This is a genomic window from Wohlfahrtiimonas chitiniclastica DSM 18708, from assembly GCF_000375345.1.
Classification (GTDB): Bacteria; Pseudomonadota; Gammaproteobacteria; order Cardiobacteriales; family Wohlfahrtiimonadaceae; genus Wohlfahrtiimonas; species Wohlfahrtiimonas chitiniclastica.
Map to the genome: position 1 here is coordinate 243,248 of NZ_AQXD01000003.1, position 23,070 is coordinate 266,317.

Below are 23,070 nucleotides of genomic sequence, written 5' to 3' on the forward strand. Positions count from 1 at the left end.
AGTTGCCACGGATTCACCTTGATTTCGGCCTAAATCTGCGTAAAATAAACAAAGCACAATATTGTCAACTTCATATTCAATGAGGATTTTATGTTTAAAAAAGTACTGGCTGCATCATTATTAACATCATCACTTCTAGTGGCAGCAAATGCTCAACAAGGTCCCGATTCCATCTATAAAAAGAAACATCAAGATTGGACAGTTGAATGCTTTGCGGCACCTAACAATGCAAAAGAGTGCCAAATGTTTCAACAAATCACCATGGTGGCACCTGCGGACGCAAAATTACCAAAAGATCAACAACGCCAAGTGCCGATTTTAAGAACATCTGTGACACTGTTTGACAAACAACCTGTGATGATCTTTGCTGCACCTTTAGACGTTCAATTGAGCGAAGGTTTGCAATTGCGTTTAAACAGCAACAACAACGATGGCAAAATCTTCATCACAGTGAAAGGTCAAGATGACGCAGGTAAAGCGAAAGACATCGATACAGACATCGCACAAATCAACTTTGAGCGCTGCTCTACGTTTGGTTGTATCGCAGCCTTACCGATGGATGTGGATGTGAGTGGTAAATTGATGAGCAAATTCCAAAAAGGTACTAATCTTTTTGTGAACTTCACTTTTGATTCTAATGCTGATAAAAACAGCCCTGCGCACATCAAAGCACAAGTGCCATTAAAAGGCTTCACCGCAGCTTATGATGATTTATTAGAACAATCTAAATAATTTTCAATCTGCTTTAAGAAAACCTGATCAACCTTGATCAGGTTTTTTTATGCCTTCAATAATTTATTGATGACATAACCTGCCATCATCATGCCCATTGTGGCTGTCATCGTGACAATCGATCCGTAACCGGCACAATTTAAACCACCGCTGCCTTTGTGGCTGCCTTGCATATTTTCTGTGGAAAACACCACTGGCACACCAAATTTTGCACCATTTTTTCCAAGTCCATGCTGCTTTTTAAGGTTGGCCTTTAAGCTTGCGCACAAAGGATCATGATAGGTTTTTGATAAATCATCAATCATAAACGATTGCGCATCGATTTTACCACCCGCAGCGCCACTGACAATGATCTTCAATTTACGGCGCTTTGCCCATGCAATCAGGGCTGCTTTGACTTTTACGCTGTCAATGGCATCCACAATCCATGTGCGTTCTGCCGTTAAATGTCCAAGCAGTGCATCCATATTTTCTTCAGATAAAAAATCATCGATCAACGTCACGTTGCAATTTCGATTGATCTCTAAAATGCGATCGGCCATCACACCAATTTTTGATTCGCCAAGGGTGGAGCTCATCGCCGGCAATTGTCGATTGATGTTGCTTTCTGCCACCACATCTAAATCAATCAATGTCAAATGCCCAATCCCTGAGCGTGCCAACGCTTCCACGCACCAAGAGCCCACACCGCCAACGCCAATGACCACCACATGACACTGCGCCAATTGCGCCATGGCATCGGTTTGATATAAACGATCTAATCCTGAAAAACGACGCTCTAAATCCACGGTTAAATTGTCCCCATAAAAAAAGCACTAACTCAATTAGTGCTTTGATTCATTGATTTGCACTAATACTGTTTTAACTCAAACTTCGCCTCGCCGCGAATGTCATCACGCGTCACCGCTCGATTTTCACCCATACGAATGCGAAGAGAGACGTTGTTTTTCGAGTCAGCGTTGTTGATCGCTTCTTCCGCCGAGATCAATCCCTCACGATACAACTCATACAATGCCTGATCAAAAGTACGCATGCCCGTTGTACCGCCATTTTCCATCGCTTCTGGCACAGTGTCTAACTTCCCTTTCATGATGAGCTCTTGCACATAAGGCGTATTGAGCATCACTTCAACGGCGGGCACCAATTTGCCATCTAAACCTTTGACCAAACGCTGAGAAACAATCGCTTTAATGTTTAACGACAGATCCACCAATAACTGCGCACGAGCAGATTCAGGGAAAAAGTTCACGATACGGTCAAGCGCACCCACAGCATTGTTCGCATGCAATGTGGTTAAACATAAGTGACCGGTAATGGAGAAGTTGATCACCGCTTTCATGATCTCGGTGCTGCGCACTTCCCCCACTAAAATCACATCAGGCGCTTCACGCATCGCAGATTGCAATGCATTTTCGTAACTATGAGTATCTAAGCCCACTTCACGCTGCCCGATGATGGATTTTTTGTGTTGATACACAAATTCAATCGGATCTTCCACCGTTAAGATGTGCCCGGGTGAATGAGAGGCACGATAATCAATCATGGAGGCTAAGCTTGTGGATTTACCACTACCGGTTGAACCCACCACCAACACCAAACCGCGCTTTTCCATGATGATCTGTTTAAAGACCTCAGGCACGCGCAGATCTTCCATTTTCGGAATCACAGATTTGATGTAACGAATCACCATGCCATATTCGCCGCGCTGCTTGAAGATATTGACACGAAAACGTGACCCATCTTCTAACTTAATGGCAAAGTTCAACTCTAACTGATGTACGAACTCTTCAGCTTGTGCCTCACTGAGCAGACCAAAAATGGCTGCTTTAACCGTTTCAGCCGACAACACATCACGGCTTAACGGGTGCACCACACCACTGAGTTTGACGCACACAGGGGCATTCGGATACATAAATAAATCCGAACCATTCTTTTGCACCATAAAGCGCAGAAAAGGCGAAATATCCATGATTACTCTCTCATCTCTTATGTTGTTATGATCGCTTAATGATAATCGATTCTCACTTTTTCAGCGACTTTATCTAAGATGCCGTTGATGAATTTATAGCTTTGGTTTGCACCAAATTTTTTCGCTAAATTCACCGATTCATTGATCACCACTTTGTAAGGAATTTCAGGGTGCTCTAACAACTCAAAGCCACCTAACCACAATACTGCACGCTCAACTAAATCTAATTGTTCAATCGGGCGATCGAGTAATGGTGTGATGAGTTCATTCACTTGGCCTTGTGTGCGAATCGAACCGCGCAACAAGTTAGAGAATGCTTCTGTATTTGCTTTCACAAATTCAGGGTTTTCCGCAAAGCCACGCTCGATTTGATCAACCTGCGTTTGAGAGACTTGCCATTCATATAAGCCTTGTAATGCGAAGCGTCTTGCCCACATCATGCGCTCAAATTCACGTTTATTTGACATACTATTTCCTCATAAACAATAAAAGCATCTATGAATAGATGCTTTTATTAAACATTATTAATTTAAGAATTACTCTGCACTGATGAAAAGTTCAGTGCCTTCATGTTCGCGTTCTTTCTCTAAGCGACGCTCATCATGATAGGCTAAACCTGTACCAGCAGGGATCAAACGACCCACAATAACGTTCTCTTTCAAGCCACGTAATTCATCACGTAAACCGCGAACAGATGCTTCTGTCAATACGCGTGTGGTTTCTTGGAACGATGCGGCTGAAATGAAGCTTTCAGTTGCCAATGATGCTTTTGTGATACCCAATAATACAGGTTCATAAGTCGCTGGCACTTTGCCTTCTTTGATCAAGCGTACATTTTCACGAAGCAATTGAGTTTTCTCAACTTGTTCACCTTTGATGAACTCAGAATCGTTCGCTTCCACGATTTCCACTTTACGAAGCATTTGACGCACGATCACTTCAATGTGTTTATCAGAGATCTTAACACCTTGTAAACGGTAAACGTCTTGGATTTCTTTCACTAAGTAAGCTGCCAACTCTTTCACACCTAAGAGGCGTAAAATGTCGTGTGAACTCATTTCACCATCGACGATGATTTCACCTTTCTCAACGCTTTCACCTTCGAATACGTTGATGTGACGCCATTTAGGAATCAATGCTTCATACGTCTGACCTTCACGATCCGTGATGATTAAACGTTGCTTACCTTTGGTTTCCTTACCAAAGCTCACGATGCCTGAGATTTCTGCAAGGATTGCAGCTTCTTTCGGACGACGCGCTTCAAATAAGTCGGCAACGCGTGGCAAACCACCCGTGATGTCGCGTGTTTTTGAAGATTCTTGTGGAATACGTGCTAATACGTCACCTAATGATACCGGTGCATTGTCAGACAAGGAGATGATCGCACCCGCTGGCAATGTGTAGATTGCAGCAATGTCCGTACCTGGCAATGTTAATGGATCACCATTGGCATCCACAACATGAATCGCAGGACGCTTATCTTTACCAGAAGAGCCACGAGATTTAGAATCTAACACGATCAAATGCGTTAAACCTGTAATTTCATCTGTTTGTTTCTGAACGTTGATGCCTTCATCGAAGTCTTCAAATTTCGCGAAACCAGTCACCTCAACGATGACAGGGTAAGTATGCGGATCCCATGTGGCAACGATGTCACCCACGTTCACTGGCTCGCCTTCACCCACAGACAAGATCGCACCATATGGTACTTTATAGCGTTCACGGTTACGGCCGAATTCATCCGTGATGATGATTTCACCAGAACGTGACGTAGATACCAATTGGTTATCCTTGTTCTTCACAGTTTTCATTTTCACAAGTTTGAGCAAACCTTTGGTTTTCACTTGTACGCTTGAAACTGCGGCTGTACTCGATGCCGTACCACCGATGTGGAACGTACGCATTGTTAACTGTGTACCTGGCTCACCGATGGATTGTGCAGCGATAACGCCCACAGACTCACCAGGATTGACCAAGTGACCACGACCAAGATCGCGACCGTAACATTTCGCACACAAGCCATGTAAGTTTTCACATGTGATGGCAGAGCGAACGATCATTTCATCCACACCTTTTTCATCGAGGATTTCAGCGGCGGCTTCATCGATCAATGTACCCGCTGGGAACAATACTTCATCGCTGCCTGGAATGAATACATCTTGTGCAGTCACTAAACCTAATACGCGCTCACTTAAACGCTCGATCACATCACCACCTTCTACGGTTGGTGTCATGAGTAAGCCGTCTGTTGTGCCACAATCTTCATTGATGACCACTAAGTCTTGTGCAACGTCTACTAAACGACGGGTTAAGTAACCTGAGTTCGCTGTTTTCAACGCCGTATCCGCCAAACCTTTACGAGCACCATGCGTGGATACGAAGTATTGAAGAACGTCTAGACCTTCACGGAAGTTCGCTGTGATTGGCGTTTCGATGATCGAACCATCTGGTTTTGCCATCAAACCACGCATACCCGCTAACTGACGAATCTGTGCGGCACTACCACGCGCACCGGAGTCGGCCATCATAAAGATTGAGTTGAATGAATCTTCTAAGATTTCATTGCCATTCTCATCAATGTGACGATCTTTACTCAAGTTTTTCATCATCACTTTGGCCACTTCTTCGTTTGTACGAGACCAAATATCGATGACTTTGTTGTAACGCTCACCGTTTGTCACCAAACCTTGTGCGTATTGTTCTTGAACTTCTTTCACTTCTGCTTCTGCAGCATGAATGATGCCAGCTTTTTCAGCAGGGATCACCATGTCTTCATAACCCACAGAAGAACCAGAACGCATCGCGTAGTAGAAGCCTGTATACATCAAGCGATCGGCAAAGATCACGGTGTCTTTCAAGCCTAAACGACGATAAGATTGGTTGATCAAGTTAGAGATCGCTTTTTTCGTCAAAGCACGATCAATGAACGCAAATGGGAAACCTTTTGGCAAGATGTCAGACAACAAGACACGGCCAACGGTTGTTTCTACGCGGCGCAATACTTCGCCTTCTTTCATGTCTTCGAACATGTGCGCAGGTAAACGCACTTGAATGCGCGCATGTACGCCCACTTCTTTGTTCAAATATGCACGAAGCACTTCAGCGTAATCAGCGAAGATCATGCCTTCACCTTTCGCACGTGCGCGATCACGCGTCATGTAGTACAAGCCTAATACAACGTCCTGAGATGGCACGATGATTGGCTCACCATTTGCAGGTGATAAGATGTTGTTTGAAGACATCATCAATGCACGCGCTTCTAACTGTGCTTCGATGGACAATGGAACGTGTACCGCCATTTGGTCACCATCGAAGTCGGCGTTGAACGCTGTACATACGAGTGGATGCAACTGAATCGCTTTACCTTCAATCAAGATCGGTTCAAATGCTTGAATACCCAATCTATGCAATGTCGGTGCACGGTTCAATAATACTGGATGCTCAGAGATCACCTCTTCTAAAACGTCCCAAACTTCAGGCGCTTCACGCTCAACCATTTTCTTCGCTGCTTTGATTTTCACAGCGATGCCGCGAGAGATCAATTTAGAGAAAATGAATGGTTTGAAGAGTTCTAAAGCCATTTTCTTCGGTAAACCACATTGGTGTAAACGCAATGTTGGTCCAACCACGATCACAGAACGACCAGAGTAGTCAACACGCTTACCTAATAAGTTCTGACGGAAACGACCTTGTTTACCTTTGATCATGTCTGCTAAAGATTTCAATGGACGCTTGTTCGTGCCAGTGATCGCGCGACCACGACGACCGTTGTCTAACAATGAATCCACAGCTTCTTGCAACATACGTTTTTCGTTACGTACGATGATGTCAGGTGCGCTTAACTCTAACAAACGTCTTAAACGGTTGTTACGGTTAATAACGCGACGATACAAGTCATTTAAGTCAGACGTTGCAAAGCGGCCGCCATCCAATGCAACCAATGGACGTAAATCTGGTGGCAACACAGGCAATACTGTGAGGATCATCCACTCTGGTTTATTACCAGACTGAATGAAAGATTCAATCAATTTTAAACGCTTCGATAAACGTTTAAATTTAGTTTCAGAACCTGTTTCTGCCAATTCTTCACGTAAACGTGAGACTTCTTGTTCTAAATCAAGGGCTCTTAACAACTCTAAAATGGCTTCTGCACCCATTTTAGCGTCGAATTCATCACCGTGTTCTTCGATGATGTCTAAGTATTCTTCATCCGTTAAGATTTGACCTTGTTCTAAAGGCGTCATCCCTGGATCGGTCACCACGAAAGATTCAAAGTAGAGAATCTTTTCGATGTCACGCAATGTCATGTCTAATAACAAACCGATGCGGCTTGGCAATGATTTCAAATACCAAATGTGTGCCACAGGTGAAGCCAATTCGATGTGACCCATGCGCTCACGACGCACTTTAGCCACTGTCACTTCTACGCCACACTTTTCACACACCACGCCGCGGTGTTTCAAACGCTTATACTTACCGCATAAGCATTCATAATCCTTCACTGGCCCGAAGATACGAGCACAGAACAGACCATCACGTTCTGGTCTGAATGTACGGTAGTTGATGGTCTCTGGCTTTTTCACTTCACCAAATGACCATGAACGGATCATTTCAGGAGACGCTAAGCCGATTTTAATCGCATCAAAGTTCTTAACGTTGTCCGAATTTTTAAATAAATTCATTAAATCTTTCATTGTTCAATAGTTCCTATGTTTAGAGAGAAGTAGTTGTTAGTAATCGACAATTACTCACCATCTAACTCTACATTGATACCAAGAGAACGGATCTCTTTGACGAGAACGTTGAATGATTCTGGCATTCCTGTATCCATTCGATGCTCTCCATTCACAATACTCTTATAAACTTCCGTACGACCGACAACGTCATCCGATTTCACTGTCAACATTTCTTGAAGTGTATAGGATGCACCATAAGCTTCCAGTGCCCACACCTCCATCTCACCAAAGCGCTGACCACCAAATTGTGCTTTACCACCCAATGGTTGTTGCGTCACTAATGAGTAAGGACCTGTTGAACGCGCATGCATTTTGTCATCCACTAAGTGGTTCAATTTAAGCATGTACATGTAACCGATGGTTACTGGACGGTCAAACGCATCACCTGTGCGACCATCGTAAAGCGTGATTTGACCAGATTCTGGCAAGTCCGCTAAACGGAGCATACGACGCATCTCCTCTTCAGAGGCACCATCAAATACTGGTGTTGCCATTGGCACACCTTTCTTCAAGTTGTGACACAACTCTAAGAACTCATTGTCAGAGAATTCAGCTAAATCAACTTTTTGTGCACTTTCATCTTTGTTATAGATTTCGTCCACAAAGCTGCGAAGATCACTCATTGCTGATTTTTCTTCCAACATGCGTTGAATCTTGTTACCTAAGCCTTTTGCTGCCCAACCTAAGTGAGTTTCTAAAATCTGACCGATGTTCATACGTGATGGAACGCCCAGTGGATTCAAACAGATGTCCACAGGTGTACCATCTTCCATGTATGGCATGTCTTCTTCAGGAACGATCATGGACACAACACCTTTGTTACCATGACGACCGGCCATTTTATCACCCGGTTGAATGCGACGTTTAACGGCTAAGTAAACTTTAACCATTTTCAATACGCCCGGCGCTAATTCATCGCTTTGCGTTAATTTTTCGCGTTTCTCTTCAAATTGCTTATCAAACTCTTTGCGTTGTTGTGATAACAATTCTTTCAATTGCGCTAAATCATTGGCAGCATCTTCTTCTTTCAATGCTAAGTTCAACCAATCTTCACGATCTAAACTCATTAAGTAGTCTTCTGTGAAGTTTGCACCGGCTTTGAAACCTTTGTTGCCAGAAGCCGCAGCATTGGCCATCAATAAGCGCTGTGCACGGTCAAATAAGTCATCTTCTAAGATGCGCAATTGATCGTTCAAATCTTTACGGATGCGTTTTAATTCAGCCGCTTCGATTTCACGTGTACGGCTATCTTTTTCGATGCCATCACGAGTAAATACGCGAACGTCAATCACCGTACCATCCATACCTGTTGGCACACGTAAAGAGGTATCTTTAACATCTGACGCTTTATCACCAAAGATTGCGCGCAATAATTTTTCTTCAGGGGTTAATTGTGTTTCACCTTTTGGCGAAACTTTACCCACTAAGATGTCACCGGCTTTCACTTCAGCACCGATGAACGCCATACCAGCTTCATCTAATTTTGTTAATGCAGCTTCTGATACATTTGGAATGTCAGAGGTGATTTCTTCAGGCCCTAACTTCGTATCACGCGCCACACATGTTAATTCTTCAATGTGAATGGTTGTGAAACGATCTTCACGCACCACACGCTCAGAGATTAAGATGGAATCTTCGTAGTTATAACCATTCCATGGCATGAACGCCACTAAGATGTTTTGACCCAATGCCAATTCACCTAAGTCAGTGGAAGGACCATCCGCCATCACGTCTTTTGCAGAGACACGATCACCCACACGCACCAATGTACGTTGGTTGATACATGTACTTTGGTTAGAACGCATGTATTTCGTTAAGTTATAAATGTCAACGCCCGCTTCACCTGGCTTGGTTTCGTCTTCGTTCACACGAACAACGATGCGCGTAGCATCCACATAATCAACAATACCACCACGTTTAGCCACGATACATACGCCAGAGTCACGTGCCACAGTGCTTTCAATACCAGTACCCACTAAAGGTTTGTCTGAACGCAAAGTTGGAACGGCTTGTCGTTGCATGTTCGATCCCATCAAGGCACGGTTAGCATCGTCGTGCTCAAGGAATGGAATCAAGGCTGCGGCCACAGATACGATTTGGCGAGGTGATACGTCCATGTATTGGATTTGATCACGCGTCAAGAGGATGAACTCACCATTCACGTGAGAGGCAATTAAATCATCTTTAAATTCGCCAGTTTCCGTCAAACGTGCGTTTGCCTGAGCAATACCAAATTCCATCTCTTCATAAGCAGATAAGTATTCGATTTCATTGGTCACATGACCATCCACCACTTTACGATAAGGCGTTTCTAAGAAGCCATATTCGTTTGTACGTGCATAACATGCCAATGAGTTGATCAAACCGATGTTTGGACCTTCAGGTGTTTCGATTGGGCACACACGACCATAGTGAGTGGTGTGAACGTCTCGAACTTCGAAGCCTGCGCGTTCGCGCGTCAAACCACCTGGACCTAATGCAGAGATACGACGTTTATGCGTGATTTCTGACAATGGGTTATTCTGATCCATGAACTGAGACAACTGAGAAGAACCAAAGAATTCTTTCATTGCCGCTGCCACAGGTTTAGCATTGATGAGCTCGTGTGGTGTTAAGCCTTCTGCTTCTGCAAGCAATAAGCGCTCTTTCACTGCACGTTCAATGCGCACCAAACCAATGCGGAATACGTTTTCAGCCATTTCGCCCACACAACGTACGCGACGGTTACCTAAGTGATCCACGTCATCTACATTGCCGTTACCATTACGGATGTCCACCAATGTTTTGATCACATCAATGATGTCTTGGTTAGACAACGTACCTTCGCCCACATCCGTACCGCGGTTTAAACGACGATTGAACTTCATGCGGCCAACGGCAGATAAGTCATAACGATCAATGTCAAAGAATAAGCTGTGGAACAATGTTTCAGCCACTTCTTTCGCAGGTGGTTCACCAGGACGCATCATACGGTAGATTTCTACTTGCGCTTCTAACTGAGTTTTCGTGATGTCTGCACGCAACGTGTCAGAGATATAAGAACCACGATCCACATCATTTGTATACAATACATTGATGCGTTTAATATTTTTCTGTGCTAAGCGCTCAACAATTAAGTCGTACGTCAATACTTCATTGGCTAGCAACAATACTTCGCCTGTATCTTCATCAAAGATGTCTTCTGCGATCACTTTGCCAATTAAGTATTCAACCGGTACTTCTAATTTTTCAACGCCTGCCTTGGTCAATTCACGGATGTGTTTTGCTGTGATACGGCGGCCACGTTCAGCGATTAACTGATCATTCACCACAATGTCAAAGGCAGCGATTTCACCACGTAAACGATCTGCGATTAATTCTAAGTAAATTTTGCCATCTTCGAAGAGGAATGTATTTTTATCGAAGAAAGTGTCTAAGATTTCTGTATCGCTCAAGCCTAATGCGCGTAACAATACAGTTGCGTGTAATTTACGACGACGGTCAATGCGCACGTACAATAAATCTTTCACGTCAAATTCAAAGTCTAACCAAGAGCCACGGTAAGGAATCACACGTGCTGAGAATAATAATTTGCCTGAAGAATGGCTTTTACCTTTGTCATGATCAAAGAATACACCCGGAGAACGGTGCAACTGAGAAACCACAACACGCTCAGTCCCGTTGATCACAAATGTACCGTTTTCGGTCATGAGGGGTAACTCACCTAAATACACACCACCACGGCCAAAACGGTCGATGGCTGCTTCGCGAACTTCTTTGATCGCGTTTGTATCAGCATCAGAAATACGTAAGCGCATACCCACACGTAAAGGCGCAGAATACGTGACACCACGCAACTGGCATTCGCGCACATCAAATTCAGGCTCACCTAAGTGATAATCCATATACTCAAGGCTTAAAGTATAACCTGGAGCCGTTGGCGTTTTTGCCTTCGTTGTTGTGATGGGGAAAATAGATTCAAAGGCAGCTTGTAAGCCTTGGTTTTTACGCTTCTTACGATTTTCACCTTGTTGTAGGAAGTTTTCGTATGAATCTAATTGAATCGATAAAAGATATGGGACGTCTAAAACGCTCGACTGCTTCCCAAAATCTTTACGGATACGCTTTTTTTCTGTAAAAGAATACATTATCAAATCCTCAAGGCTTACTTAGTTAAAAGGCAAACTAGAAAAAGAACATCATTGATCATAATCCACTTTTTCTAGCTTACAGATCAACAAGCTACTAAAGGCCAGTGGTTCACCACTAGCCTTTGGTTAAAAATTATATCTAAATATAGATCTTCAAATTACAAATTTCCTAAACAGGTTTACTGAATAATTCAGCTCGTTCAAAGAAATTGTAATTATTTCAATTCAACTGTTGCACCAGCTTCTTCAAGTTGTTTCTTAACTTCTTCAGCTTCAGCTTTTTCAACGCCTTCTTTAACAGTTGCAGGTACGCCTTCAACCATTGCTTTCGCTTCACCTAAGCCTAAGCCAGTGATTGCGCGAACAACTTTGATTACGTTTACTTTGTTAGAACCAAAGCTTGTCATTACAACGTCAAAGTCAGTTTTTTCTTCAGCAGCAGCAGCGCCAGCAGCAGGACCAGCCGCTACAGCAACAGCAGCAGTTACGCCGAATTTTTCTTCGATTGCAGAGATCAATTCCATGATTTCAGCAGTTTTCATTTCTTCAATTGCATTTAAAATATCATCTTTAGACACAGACATTTTAGACTCCTAAAAAATTTATAAATAATCTTCTATATAAAACAAATAGCGTTAAGCTTAAGCCGCTTCTTTCTGATCGCGAACTGCTGCCAAAGTTGCTGCCAATTTTTGTACAGGCGCTTTGAGCACAGCCAAGAACATAGAGATGGCTTGGTCTTTTGTTGGTAGTGAAGCGATGCGTTCTAATTCGCTGCCTTCATAGAGGGCACCATCATGAACGATTGCTTTAACAGCCATTTTCTCGTTCGCTTTATCTTTCAAGAATTCGTGAATTGCACGAACGCCTGAAACTGGATCTTCTTCATCCATAGAGAATGCAAGAATAATCGGGCCAACAAGATGATCATTAATGCTTTCAAAATTGCTATTTGCTAACGCACGCTTAGCTAAGCTGTTTTTAATAACGCGTAAGTATACATCACCTGCACGAGCTTTTTCACGTAAAGCTGTCAATTGAGCTACTGTTAAACCACGGTATTCAGCTGCAACTAATGAATGCGCACGACTTGCAATTTCAGAAACTTCAGCAACAACTGCTTGTTTCTCTTGTAAAGTTAACATACGTCACCATAAGTAGTTATTAAACATCCCTTTTTCAAGGGGCCTTACGGATCACTATAGTTAGGTCACCGTCTACGTAGAATATTAAGCCTTTTAGCCTCTACGGTCTCAGACACTTCCTGCCGAAGCAGGAAGTTCTAATCTGATTAGATTGACGCTACGTCAACCAATAAGCCTGGACCCATCGTTGAAGATACAGTCACACGCTTCAAATAGATACCTTTCGCTGAAGAAGGCTTCAAACGATTCACTTCAGTGATCAATGCTTTTAAGTTTTCTTGCAATTTAGCTGCGTCGAAATCTACTTTACCGATTGAACAATGAATGATACCGTTTTTGTCAGTTCTGAAACGAACTTGACCAGATTTAGCATTGTTTACAGCGCCAGCAACATCAGGTGTTACTGTACCAACTTTAGGGTTAGGCATTAAACCACGTGGGCCTAATACTTGACCTAATTGACCCACGATGCGCATTGCATCAGGAGATGCGATCACAACGTCAAAGTCTAAGTTACCTGCTTTGATGCTTTCTGCTAAATCTTCAAAACCCACAACGTCAGCGCCAGCTGCTTTAGCTGCTTCTGCGTTTGCGCCTTGAGCGAATACTGCAACGCGTACAGTTTTACCTGTACCGTTTGGCATTACTGTTGCACCGCGGACAACTTGATCACTTTTACGTGGATCAACGCCTAAGTTCAACGCAACGTCTACTGATTCTAAGAATTTTGCACGTGGAATTTCAGACAATAATTTGAACGCTTCGTCTGCAGAATAGATTTTCTGTGCATCAACCATTTCGTTGATTGCTTTTGCGCGTTTAGTTAATTGCTTAGCCATTATAGACCCTCCACTTCAATACCCATTGAGCGAGCACTGCCTGCTAATGTGCGTACTTTCGCTTCCATTGTTGCACCAGAAAGGTCAGCGCCTTTAGTTTCAGCGATTTCTTCTAATTGCTGACGCGTCACTTTACCCACTTTCTTAGTGTTAGGGTTTGAGCTACCAGATTTTAAACCTGCAGCTTTTTTCAACAAGTAAGCCGCTGGAGGGGTTTTCTTGATGAAAGTGAATGAACGGTCGTTGTAAACTGTAATCACAACTGGCAATGGCATGCCAACTTCCATTTGCTGAGTTTCAGCATTGAAAGCTTTACAGAATTCCATGATGTTTACACCGTGTTGACCCAATGCTGGACCAATTGGTGGCGCAGGGTTAGCTTTACCAGCTGGAACCTGCAATTTGATATAAGCCGTTACTTTCTTGGCCATGATTATCTCCTAAAAATGGGTCAGCGCAAAAATTTGCTCCCCAATAACAAAAGGTTTGAAATTATACACAATATAATCCCAAACCACAATAGATATTTTATGAATTAGCTTTTTTCGACTTGGAAAAATTCTAATTCCACTGGCGTTGCACGACCAAAAATCATTACAGATACGATCAAACGACCTTTATCTGCCAACACTTCTTCCACAACACCATTGAATTCTGCAAATGGACCATCTGTCACACGAACAGACTCACCCACTTCAAACAATACTTTTAATTTAGGACCTTCTTCCGCCTCTGCCATTCTGTTTAGAATGTGGCTGGCTTCTTTCTCAGTGATGGGCATCGGACGATCGCCTGTGCCACCAATGAAACCGATCACTTTTGGCGTATTTTTCACCAAATGCCATGTATCATCGTTCATATCCATTTGAACCAATACATAACCTGGGAAGAATTTACGCTCACTTTTACGTTTTTTACCATCGCGAACATCGACCACTTCTTCCGAAGGCACAATAATTTCGCCAAAAAACTCATCCAAACCTGCACGAGCAACGTATTCCTTCAGCGCTTTCATTACCTGATTTTCATAACCAGAGTAAGCCTGAATAACATACCAACGCATGATTAACCCCCAAAGCGTGCTAACAAGAATGACACGATTCCACCTAAAATCCAGTCGGATAGGAGTAAGAAAATCAAGAAAAGCGCCATCACAACTAAAACCATCAATGTCATCTTTTTGGTCTCATCCCAGCTTGGCCATACAACACGGCGAAGCTCAATGCGAGACTCTTTAAAGAATAGGATCAAATTCTTCCCAGTCACTGATGTTAAAAAAGTTGCCAAAAAAAGTACGACGCCAGCACCTAATGACACAAAGGCCAATGCCAACTTCGTATCCATCAAGTAATAGTATCCAAAAATGCCAGCCAATAACAGAATGACAGACAACCATACCTGCAACTTGCCTTTTTCAGCCTTTTCCTTGGCCACAACCTGATTTTCTTTTTTACTCATAGTCATTTCTCGGAAACAAATTACCCATTATACATATTTTTCTCAAATTAAAAAAGCAGCGTAGTGCTGCTTTCTTAAATGATGGCGGGCTGGGAAGGACTCGAACCCTCAACTTACGGTTTTGGAAACCGTTGCTCTACCAATTGAACTACCAACCCTTAATCTTTTTCTTACGCGATGATCTTAGCTACAACACCAGCACCAACAGTACGGCCACCTTCGCGAATTGCGAAACGTAAACCTTCATCCATTGCGATTGGGTTGATCAACTCAACAACCATCTTGATGTTGTCACCAGGCATAACCATTTCTACGCCTTCTGGTAATTCAACAGCGCCAGTTACGTCAGTTGTACGGAAGTAGAACTGTGGACGGTAACCTTTGAAGAATGGAGTATGACGGCCGCCTTCATCTTTAGACAATACGTATACTTCAGCTTCGAATTTAGTGTGAGGCTTGATTGAACCTGGTTTAGCTAATACTTGACCACGTTGTACTTCTTCACGTTTTGTACCACGTAAAAGAACGCCCACGTTATCACCAGCTTGACCTTGATCCAATAATTTACGGAACATTTCAACACCAGTACAAGTTGTTTTCATAGTTGGTGTAATACCAACGATTTCCAACTCTTCACCCACTTTAACGATACCAGATTCGATACGACCAGTGATTACTGTACCACGACCAGAAATAGAGAACACATCTTCGATAGGCATCAAGAATGGTTTGTCGATTTCACGTACTGGCTCAGGGATGTAAGTATCTAATGCTTCTACTAATTTAATGATTGCAGGTACGCCGATTTCTGATTCATCGCCTTCTAAAGCTTTCAATGCAGAACCAACGATGATTGGTGTATCATCACCTGGGAAATCATAAGTGCTCAATAAGTCGCGAACTTCCATTTCAACCAATTCGATCAACTCAGCGTCATCTACCATGTCTGCTTTGTTCAAGAATACAACGATGTATGGAACACCTACTTGACGAGACAATAAGATGTGTTCGCGCGTTTGTGGCATAGGGCCATCCGCTGCAGAACATACTAAGATAGCGCCATCCATTTGGGCAGCACCTGTGATCATGTTTTTAACATAGTCAGCATGTCCAGGACAGTCAACGTGCGCGTAGTGACGACCTTCTGATTCGTACTCAACGTGTGAAGTAGAGATCGTGATACCACGTGCTCTTTCTTCTGGAGCCTTGTCGATTTGGTCATAAGCTTGAGAAGCGCCACCGAAACGGTCAGCACCTACTTTAGTCAACGCAGCTGTTAAGGTTGTTTTACCGTGATCAACGTGACCAATTGTACCCACGTTTACGTGTGGTTTACTACGACTAAATTTTTCCTTTGACATACTCAAATCACTCTATGTTAAAAAGGGAAGTAATGGTGCTCATAGCCGGAATCGAACTGGCGACCTCACCCTTACCAAGGGTGTGCTCTACCAACTGAGCTATATGAGCGCTTAAACGAATGGAGCGGGTGAAGGGAATCGAACCCTCACAATCAGCTTGGAAGGCTGAGGTTCTACCATTGAACTACACCCGCTTTTTTCAATCTTATAATTTGGTGGTGGGAGAAGGATTCGAACCTTCGAAGGCTTAGCCAGCAGATTTACAGTCTGCCCTCGTTGACCGCTTGAGTATCCCACCCGAGAGAGTTGCCATTATAGGCAACATTTCTTTTATGTCAATTTTTTTTTAGAGATTGCCTATTAATTTATCAATCGCCTTTTGCATTGCCGGATCACGATCATAAATATCTGAGCGATAAACCGTCTGTCCATCAGGATTCACAGCCGCTGTCATATAGATTGTGTACACCGGAAAACGCATGTCTTCTTTTAAACGCACGGTGCGCTCTTTATCACCATCGTACGCTTTTTTCACCTGATCCACTTTCCAATCCTGATCTTTTAAGAAGTATTCTGCAAGCTCCACAGGATTTTCAATGCGGATACAGCCCGAACTAAAGGTGCGCTCTGTTTTACCAAAGAGGCTTTTTTGTGGTGTATCGTGCAAATAAATCGCGTGTTTATTCGGGAACATGAATTTCACCTTACCAAGCGCATTGTAATTGCCGGGATCTTGGCGCAATTGATACGGGAAGTTACTCGTATTATATTGTGACCAATCCACCATTGTTGGATCAATTTCATTGCCTGCTTTATCATAAATGCGGATCTTAGAACGCGCTAAACGCTCAGGATCTTGCTTTAACTTCGGCAATTGATCTTTCACCGCCATCGAACGTGGCACATGCCAATAAGGTGCAAACACGATGTGATTCATGGGCGCCATAAACACCGGCGTAGAGCGCTGTGCTTTACCCACAATGGTTTTAGCACGCACCGTTTCTTGTCCATCTTTCACCACATAATATTCAAAGCTTGGAATGTCCACCACTAAATAGTGTTGCCCCAAATCTTTGGGCATCCAGCGCCATCTTTCGATATTCGCCATCAATTGCGTGACGCGATCACGATTCGTTTTATTGAGCTCAAGCTGCGTTCTGCGACCCACAACGCCATCAGGCTCTAATAAATGGGCACGTTGAAAGGCTTGCACAGCTGCTTTTGTTTTTGCATCAAATGTTTTTTGATCATGATGACTTTCCGCTAAAAAGCCGAGCTCAATCAAGCGATTATTGAGTGCCATAACATTTGCACCACTGTCATTTAAAGAGAGCTTACCGCCCACTTTAACTTGTGTTTCTGGCGCGGAAAAATCAGTATTGTCGAGTAATTGCCCTAAACTTTTCACCAATTGCTGATATTGCGTGTGATTCGGTTCAAAGAGCGCCACTTCTGATGCCATATCATCAGAGGCTAACACCAATTTTAATGCCGCAACTGCATCAAATGGATCACGTGGCAATAACCAATTTTTGGTTTCAATGGCAATCAGTTCAGGCTGCCCGACAGAGATGTCACGCAAGTAACTGAGCATTGCATCCGTCATGAGTAAATCTAAGGTTTGTTGATTGTTCGCATCCGTTAAATCTGAAGCGAGCAATGCATCAATCGCCGCAACGTGATAACGTGCAGGAAATAGTCCTTTATGGTGACTTGCACGCAACATTTCTAATGCTTTTTCAGCGCGTGGCGTCATTTTGCCTTGATCTAACCACACAAAGCTCGCATCAGGATGAGCCGCATAAAAGCTTTGATAAAACTGCCCTACGTTGCCTTTATTTGCGCGCAATTGCGCCTTATTTTGTTGTGTTAAACTTTTAACCACAGATTGTGACAACACAGGCTCTTGCCCCACATTTGAGTTGGCAAGCACAATGGGTGATGTTAAAGCTAATACACAGAATAATATTGTTTTTTTCATAACTGTCCACAATCTAAAAAGTTAGCCCCACAAAGAAGCATGTTATTATACGATTCATTTAATTTTATAGTATAGCGGTTATTTACAATGTCACCACAATCGATACCAAAAGCGACTGCGCTTAAAAGAATGTTGGCCTTTGTCTACGATCTGTTTTTGATCATCCCATTAATGATGCTGGTGACCTTAATTTGGTTACCGTTTAATCATGGCGTGGCCATTGAACCGGGTCATGCATTGTATCCATTAATGATCACAACGTGCACCATTTTTACACCGATTGTTTTCTATACTTACTTTTGGCACAAAGGCGGTCAAACTTTAGGCATGCGCAGCTGGCGTTTACGCGTTGTCACAACGCACGGTGAAACTCTCTCCCCAAAAATCAGTGCAACGCGCGCCGTTTTATTTGTGCTTGCCATTGCGATTGCCTTTTTTGGCATCAATTATGCCATCGGCGTACAATGGACAACGGCAGCCATGATTCCTATGGCCTCTGCCCTCCTTGCCCTTTATGGCTTAGGTATGGCATTTTTTAACAATCGCACCACGTTCTATGATCTATGGACACAAACGCGTGTGGTGCAGTTGCCAAAAACCAAAAAATAATCACGGATGCACGCCATGCGTGATTTTGTATCTGCTCTAGAAACTGATACACTAGAGCGGTTGAAATGACCATCAATTCATTCATTAAACGGAGATTAATTATGGCTTATACATTACCTGATTTACCTTATGCACACGATGCTTTAGAACCACACATCGATACAGAAACCATGCATTTACATCACGATAAGCATCACAATACTTACGTGAACAACTTAAACAATGCGATTGCAAATCATCCTGAATTGGCTCAATTGCCAATCGATGAGTTGATCGCAAAATTGAACGATGTTGTGCCTGAAGAGATCCGTAACGCTGTGCGTAACAACGGTGGCGGTCACGCAAACCACACATTATTCTGGGAAATCATGGCACCTAACGCAGGTGGCGAACCGACGGGCGAAATCAAAGCCGCGATCGAAAAAGCATTCGGTAGCTTTGATGCATTCAAAGAAAAATTCGCAGCAGCAGCCACAGGCCAATTCGGTTCAGGTTGGGCATGGTTGGTTGTGAACAAAGATGGCGACTTAGAAGTCATGTCAACCTCTAATCAAGATTCTCCATTAACGATTGGTAAAACACCTGTATTGACAATCGACGTTTGGGAACACGCTTACTACAAAAAATTCAGCAACGTGCGTCCTGACTACATCAAAGCATTCTGGAACGTTGTAAACTGGAACGAAGTGAACCGTCGTTTCTTAGCAGCTAAATAATTTAGCCTGCATCCTAATGACGATGAAAGCCCTCAATTGAGGGCTTTTTTTATGGCTTCATATCATTGTCACATTTCTTTTTTATAGTGAACCTAACAATTATAACCCTCACCAAGGATCATTATGGAACGCTCAACCCTCATCACAACACAGCTCACTCATTGGAATGCGGCCATGCAGGCACATACTTTTTGCCCCATGACAGATGCTGTGATGATAACCTTCATCACCTTTAATCTTCCCCTGAATTTATCAATTTTGTATGACACTGCCCTGCCCTTAGGTTCTCGTGCACATATCGAGGCTTTATTATTCTCTGCCGCCATTGCACAAGCATGGCACGCAGAATATGGTTTTGCGCCCACTGATTGCGATGTCACAACGCTTCATGAGTTGATTGAGTTTTTATACAATCGGCAGTGCATCAAATAAAACCAAAAGCTCAATCATCTGGGCTTGCTCGCGAATGATGGAAAGATCACGCGCGCCATTGTCTGTATCCATCACAAAAGCATACAATGCTGAAGTGGTATAACTGATGGCATATTCAATGGATCGACCATTTAAAATGTGGCCTAAATACAAGGCAGAAAATGTATCGCCCATTCCGCTGGGCATTGGAAGATAATCACAGCGCGGCGTTGTGACACACCAAGCCTCTGATGGTGTAATCGCTAAAGTCATCAATTCATCGGCTGCGTCATCTTCCCGAAAACTGGTGATGAGCACGGTATGCAATGCATCATGTTGAGCCATCAAAGCCCGCGCCGCTGTGACAGCATCTGCCAATGTATTGATCAAGCGGCCACACAACACTTCAAATTCAAAATGATTCGGCGTAATGATCGAAGCTTTTGCCAATGTTTTTTGCATAAAGGGCGGAATGGTGTCATCCACAAAAAATCCGCCCACATCATCTTTATCCCCCATGACAGGATCACACACATAAATGGCCTGTGGATTGTGGCTGCGCACAATGTCCAGCGCCCGATGAATCACCCGCCCTATGGCAACGCTGCCTAAATAGCCAGACAATACGGCATCCACACCATTTAATAAATCATTTTGTATCAAGCCATCCATCACCGCTTCAATATGATCCGCCCCAAACACTTCACCCGTAAAAATCTCATAACCTGTGTGATTAGAAAATTGCACCGTATGAATGGGCATCGCCTCAATGCCAAGGCGTTGCAAAGTAAAGACGGCGGCGTCATTCCCCACATGCCCAAAGGTGACATGGGATTGAATGGTTAAAACTCGTTGAGGCGCTGATTTTGCCATGGTTAAATTCCGTTATTGTCATCATCGCTATATACTAACCAAATTTAGCCCATTATTAAAACAAAGAGGAGCCTTCTATGATTGCTGACTTAATTGTCCACAATGGCACCATTTTCAGTGCAGATGCTAACAACGCCATCTACAGTGCAATGGCGATGAATGAAGGCTGCATTGTCGCCATTGGAGATGATGCCACCATCCTTGCCCTCGCCGGCCAAACAACAGACATCATCAATTTGCATGGGCAATTTGTGATGCCAGGACTCATTGATGCGCATTTGCATCCTTTTTGGGGCGCTTCGCAATCCTTAAGCTGCGACTTAAAACATCTGATTTTAACGAAGGATGAAGTGTTAACCCACATCAAAACTTATACACAAGATTACCTTACTGAACATGGTGACGGTTGGATCATTGTGCGCGGTTGGATGCAACCGGACATGCTGCCGATTGGCAGTGAATTGACGCGAGCGGACTTAGATGCCATTGCCAATAATGTGCCCATCATCGTCTTTTCCAATGATTGCCACATTTTAGTGTGCAATGGCTGCGCGCTCTCTGCTTTTAAAACCGTGACATTGCCAAGCAATGCATATGATCACGGTATTTTAGAAGATGGCCCTGCCATGCAAGCATTTGATGAAGTGACGCGCTATTCTGAAGATTATGCCCTCACGGTGGCAAGGCGCGCACAAAAACTCCTTAACGCCCAAGGCGTCACCACTGTCATGGATGCACGCGTTGATGAAGTTTCTCTCAAAGCTTTTAAGGCATTGATGCATAGCAATGAATTAACGCTGCGTGTTTTTGGTGCCCGTGAAATCCCTGCGAAAAATTTTCCAACGGTGGATGACATTCCAAAGGCCATTGAGGACGTTTCAAGCTTTATGGCAACCTTTTCCCTTCCCCAAACGGCAACTGCACCCACCACCACAGTCACGCACATTAAATTTTTTATTGATGGCGTGATGCAAGCGCCACTGCATACGGCATTATTGCGTGAACCTTATCAGATTGATGCCAATGATCATCATGGGGATTGTTATTATGATCACACCTTGCTCAGCGCATTATTAACGGCCACTTATCCGCTCGGTTGGCATCCACACATGCATACAGTGGGCGATGCCGGCATTGATTTTGCTTTAAATGTCATTGAAAGCGCCCACACAGCAGCGCCTAATCCTGCGGTGCGCCCTGCCTTTGCACACAATGAATTAACTGCACCCGATCAATATGCGCGCTACCGTGACTTAAATGTCATCGCGGCGCAATCTCTACAATGGGCGGGCATGGATCAAGCAACGCATGAGAGCTTCACTGAGCTCCTTGGCGCTACGCGCATGCAAGGCTTTGAGTGCGCCGGTCAGTTGTATGATCATGGCATTCGGGTGGCATATGGCAGCGATTGGCCGATTGATCCACTCGATTTATGGGGACATTTTCAAGTGGGGATGACACGCACTTTATTAGACGATGACTTTAAACATGACAATGATCGTGATCTCTCCATTCTTGAGGTTTTGCGCTCTGTCACGATCGATGCGGCATATATGCTCGGCAGTGAGTCCATTATTGGTTCATTAGAAGTGGATAAATTTGCTGATTTTGTCATCCTGAATCAAAATCCATTGGCCATAGAACCTAAAGCAATTCATACAATTAAGCCAATCGCTGTCTATATGGGTGGAAAAAATATCACGATTTGATAAAAAATCATTGACAATCTCTGAGAAGATCTTAAAATAGCTTCTCACTTGCCGGAGTGGTGGAATGGTAGACACGGAGGATTCAAAATCCTCTGCCTTTAAAAGCGTGAGAGTTCGAGTCTCTCCTTCGGTACCAAATAAAAGCTCTAGAGCCCGCTAAACAGCGGGCTTTTTTGCATCTGGAAGTTCAGTTGTTCAATAAACTGTTCACTAAAATGACTACTTTTTGATCATTCTCTGATTTTGATGGTTTGTTTCTGATTTAAAACCGTTTTTAAACCCAAAATTATTTTATATTTTAAGTTACACAATTATCCACTTAATGTTCGTATAATTATAGATTGATACTCTAAATATCAAGAGATATCTCATGATCGAAAAATAGAAAAACAGAGTGAGGG

19 protein-coding genes and 5 tRNA genes are annotated in these 23,070 nt (G+C 43.4%); 6 read left to right on the plus strand and 18 right to left on the minus strand.

What is annotated here, in order from left to right; genetic code table 11:
- Positions 1–90: 90 nt before the first annotated feature.
- Positions 91–732: an invasion associated locus B family protein gene (locus B143_RS0107755; RefSeq protein WP_008315619.1), complete on the plus strand. Its 642-nt coding sequence runs from the start codon at positions 91–93 to the stop codon at positions 730–732.
- 47 nt (positions 733–779) lie between these two features.
- Here the strand turns inward: B143_RS0107755 and B143_RS0107760 are convergent, their stop codons facing one another.
- The 17 genes from B143_RS0107760 to B143_RS0107840 all read right to left on the minus strand — a co-directional run bounded on the left by B143_RS0107760 (position 780) and on the right by B143_RS0107840 (position 18,351).
- Positions 780–1,520 (minus strand): tRNA threonylcarbamoyladenosine dehydratase, encoded by a 741-nt coding sequence (locus B143_RS0107760; RefSeq protein ID WP_018122844.1) that lies wholly within the window; start codon positions 1,518–1,520, stop codon positions 780–782.
- A gap of 62 nt (positions 1,521–1,582) precedes the next feature.
- The gene (locus B143_RS0107765; protein ID WP_018122845.1) at positions 1,583–2,701 is read right to left on the minus strand and encodes a PilT/PilU family type 4a pilus ATPase; all 1,119 of its coding nucleotides are present in this window, start codon (positions 2,699–2,701) and stop codon (positions 1,583–1,585) included.
- A 35-nt stretch (positions 2,702–2,736) separates the two neighbouring features.
- Positions 2,737–3,168 carry a transcription antitermination factor NusB gene (gene nusB / locus B143_RS0107770; RefSeq protein WP_018122846.1) on the minus strand — a complete coding sequence of 144 codons (432 nt, stop codon included), beginning with the start codon at positions 3,166–3,168 and terminating at the stop codon, positions 2,737–2,739.
- Between the two features lie 69 nt (positions 3,169–3,237).
- The gene (gene rpoC / locus B143_RS0107775; protein ID WP_018122847.1) at positions 3,238–7,395 is read right to left on the minus strand and encodes a DNA-directed RNA polymerase subunit beta'; all 4,158 of its coding nucleotides are present in this window, start codon (positions 7,393–7,395) and stop codon (positions 3,238–3,240) included.
- A gap of 50 nt (positions 7,396–7,445) precedes the next feature.
- The gene (gene rpoB, locus B143_RS0107780; RefSeq protein WP_026165769.1) at positions 7,446–11,567 is read right to left on the minus strand and encodes a DNA-directed RNA polymerase subunit beta; all 4,122 of its coding nucleotides are present in this window, start codon (positions 11,565–11,567) and stop codon (positions 7,446–7,448) included.
- Positions 11,568–11,782: 215 nt separating this feature from the next.
- Positions 11,783–12,151 carry a 50S ribosomal protein L7/L12 gene (gene rplL, locus B143_RS0107785; RefSeq protein ID WP_008315629.1) on the minus strand — a complete coding sequence of 123 codons (369 nt, stop codon included), beginning with the start codon at positions 12,149–12,151 and terminating at the stop codon, positions 11,783–11,785.
- 57 nt (positions 12,152–12,208) lie between these two features.
- Positions 12,209–12,712 carry a 50S ribosomal protein L10 gene (rplJ, locus tag B143_RS0107790; RefSeq protein ID WP_008315630.1) on the minus strand — a complete coding sequence of 168 codons (504 nt, stop codon included), beginning with the start codon at positions 12,710–12,712 and terminating at the stop codon, positions 12,209–12,211.
- Between the two features lie 146 nt (positions 12,713–12,858).
- Positions 12,859–13,551, minus strand: a complete 693-nt coding sequence (rplA, locus tag B143_RS0107795; RefSeq protein WP_008315631.1) for a 50S ribosomal protein L1 — start codon at positions 13,549–13,551, stop codon at positions 12,859–12,861.
- On the minus strand, positions 13,551–13,982 hold the full coding sequence (gene rplK, locus B143_RS0107800; protein WP_008315632.1) for a 50S ribosomal protein L11: 432 nt from the start codon (positions 13,980–13,982) through the stop codon (positions 13,551–13,553). Before rplK ends, rplA begins: the two co-directional genes overlap by 1 nt.
- A gap of 104 nt (positions 13,983–14,086) precedes the next feature.
- Entirely contained in the window at positions 14,087–14,614 is a 528-nt protein-coding gene (nusG, locus tag B143_RS0107805) for a transcription termination/antitermination protein NusG (protein WP_008315633.1), read from the minus strand.
- A gap of 2 nt (positions 14,615–14,616) precedes the next feature.
- Positions 14,617–15,009, minus strand: coding sequence for a preprotein translocase subunit SecE (secE, locus tag B143_RS0107810; RefSeq protein WP_008315634.1), 393 nt, complete (start codon positions 15,007–15,009; stop codon positions 14,617–14,619).
- Positions 15,010–15,091: 82 nt separating this feature from the next.
- A tRNA-Trp gene (locus B143_RS0107815) sits at positions 15,092–15,167 on the minus strand.
- Positions 15,168–15,179: 12 nt separating this feature from the next.
- Positions 15,180–16,370, minus strand: a complete 1,191-nt coding sequence (tuf, locus tag B143_RS0107820) for an elongation factor Tu (RefSeq protein WP_026165770.1) — start codon at positions 16,368–16,370, stop codon at positions 15,180–15,182.
- 33 nt (positions 16,371–16,403) lie between these two features.
- A tRNA-Thr gene (locus tag B143_RS0107825) sits at positions 16,404–16,479 on the minus strand.
- Between the two features lie 11 nt (positions 16,480–16,490).
- Positions 16,491–16,564 (minus strand) — tRNA-Gly (locus B143_RS0107830).
- 19 nt (positions 16,565–16,583) lie between these two features.
- Positions 16,584–16,668, minus strand: a tRNA-Tyr gene (locus B143_RS0107835).
- A gap of 48 nt (positions 16,669–16,716) precedes the next feature.
- The gene (locus tag B143_RS0107840; protein ID WP_018122849.1) at positions 16,717–18,351 is read right to left on the minus strand and encodes a L,D-transpeptidase family protein; all 1,635 of its coding nucleotides are present in this window, start codon (positions 18,349–18,351) and stop codon (positions 16,717–16,719) included.
- Positions 18,352–18,438: 87 nt separating this feature from the next.
- On the opposite strand from B143_RS0107840, the gene B143_RS0107845 reads away from it, so the two are divergent.
- From B143_RS0107845 to B143_RS0107855, 3 genes are all read left to right on the plus strand, one after another.
- Positions 18,439–18,960, plus strand: coding sequence for an RDD family protein (locus B143_RS0107845; RefSeq protein ID WP_026165771.1), 522 nt, complete (start codon positions 18,439–18,441; stop codon positions 18,958–18,960).
- Positions 18,961–19,061: 101 nt separating this feature from the next.
- A complete protein-coding gene (locus tag B143_RS0107850) occupies positions 19,062–19,676 on the plus strand; it encodes a superoxide dismutase (protein ID WP_008316682.1) in 615 nt (204 codons plus the stop codon).
- Between the two features lie 123 nt (positions 19,677–19,799).
- A complete protein-coding gene (locus tag B143_RS0107855) occupies positions 19,800–20,108 on the plus strand; it encodes a hypothetical protein (protein WP_018122851.1) in 309 nt (102 codons plus the stop codon).
- On the opposite strand, the gene pdxY is transcribed toward B143_RS0107855, so the two are convergent.
- Entirely contained in the window at positions 20,082–20,960 is an 879-nt protein-coding gene (gene pdxY, locus B143_RS0107860) for a pyridoxal kinase (RefSeq protein ID WP_018122852.1), read from the minus strand. The genes B143_RS0107855 and pdxY overlap by 27 nt on opposite strands.
- Positions 20,961–21,037: 77 nt before the next feature.
- Between pdxY and B143_RS0107865 the strand changes: the two genes are divergently transcribed.
- Positions 21,038–22,669, plus strand: coding sequence for an amidohydrolase (locus B143_RS0107865; RefSeq protein ID WP_018122853.1), 1,632 nt, complete (start codon positions 21,038–21,040; stop codon positions 22,667–22,669).
- Positions 22,670–22,719: 50 nt separating this feature from the next.
- A tRNA-Leu gene (locus tag B143_RS0107870) sits at positions 22,720–22,805 on the plus strand.
- Positions 22,806–23,070: the final 265 nt, after the last annotated feature.

Bases quoted from the DNA above. Each gene is read 5' to 3' on its own strand.
- B143_RS0107755 (WP_008315619.1), top strand. From the start codon at position 91: ATGTTTAAAAAAGTACTGGCTGCATCATTATTAACATCATCACTTCTA.
- B143_RS0107840 (WP_018122849.1), bottom strand. From the start codon at position 18,351: ATGAAAAAAACAATATTATTCTGTGTATTAGCTTTAACATCACCCATT.
- rplK (WP_008315632.1), bottom strand. From the start codon at position 13,982: ATGGCCAAGAAAGTAACGGCTTATATCAAATTGCAGGTTCCAGCTGGT.
- rplL (WP_008315629.1), bottom strand. From the start codon at position 12,151: ATGTCTGTGTCTAAAGATGATATTTTAAATGCAATTGAAGAAATGAAA.
- rpoC (WP_018122847.1), bottom strand. From the start codon at position 7,395: ATGAAAGATTTAATGAATTTATTTAAAAATTCGGACAACGTTAAGAAC.
- nusB (WP_018122846.1), bottom strand. From the start codon at position 3,168: ATGTCAAATAAACGTGAATTTGAGCGCATGATGTGGGCAAGACGCTTC.
- secE (WP_008315634.1), bottom strand. From the start codon at position 15,009: ATGAGTAAAAAAGAAAATCAGGTTGTGGCCAAGGAAAAGGCTGAAAAA.
- rplJ (WP_008315630.1), bottom strand. From the start codon at position 12,712: ATGTTAACTTTACAAGAGAAACAAGCAGTTGTTGCTGAAGTTTCTGAA.
- tuf (WP_026165770.1), bottom strand. From the start codon at position 16,370: ATGTCAAAGGAAAAATTTAGTCGTAGTAAACCACACGTAAACGTGGGT.
- B143_RS0107855 (WP_018122851.1), top strand. From the start codon at position 19,800: ATGGAACGCTCAACCCTCATCACAACACAGCTCACTCATTGGAATGCG.
- B143_RS0107845 (WP_026165771.1), top strand. From the start codon at position 18,439: ATGTCACCACAATCGATACCAAAAGCGACTGCGCTTAAAAGAATGTTG.
- B143_RS0107865 (WP_018122853.1), top strand. From the start codon at position 21,038: ATGATTGCTGACTTAATTGTCCACAATGGCACCATTTTCAGTGCAGAT.
- pdxY (WP_018122852.1), bottom strand. From the start codon at position 20,960: ATGGCAAAATCAGCGCCTCAACGAGTTTTAACCATTCAATCCCATGTC.
- B143_RS0107765 (WP_018122845.1), bottom strand. From the start codon at position 2,701: ATGGATATTTCGCCTTTTCTGCGCTTTATGGTGCAAAAGAATGGTTCG.
- B143_RS0107850 (WP_008316682.1), top strand. From the start codon at position 19,062: ATGGCTTATACATTACCTGATTTACCTTATGCACACGATGCTTTAGAA.
- nusG (WP_008315633.1), bottom strand. From the start codon at position 14,614: ATGCGTTGGTATGTTATTCAGGCTTACTCTGGTTATGAAAATCAGGTA.
- rplA (WP_008315631.1), bottom strand. From the start codon at position 13,551: ATGGCTAAGCAATTAACTAAACGCGCAAAAGCAATCAACGAAATGGTT.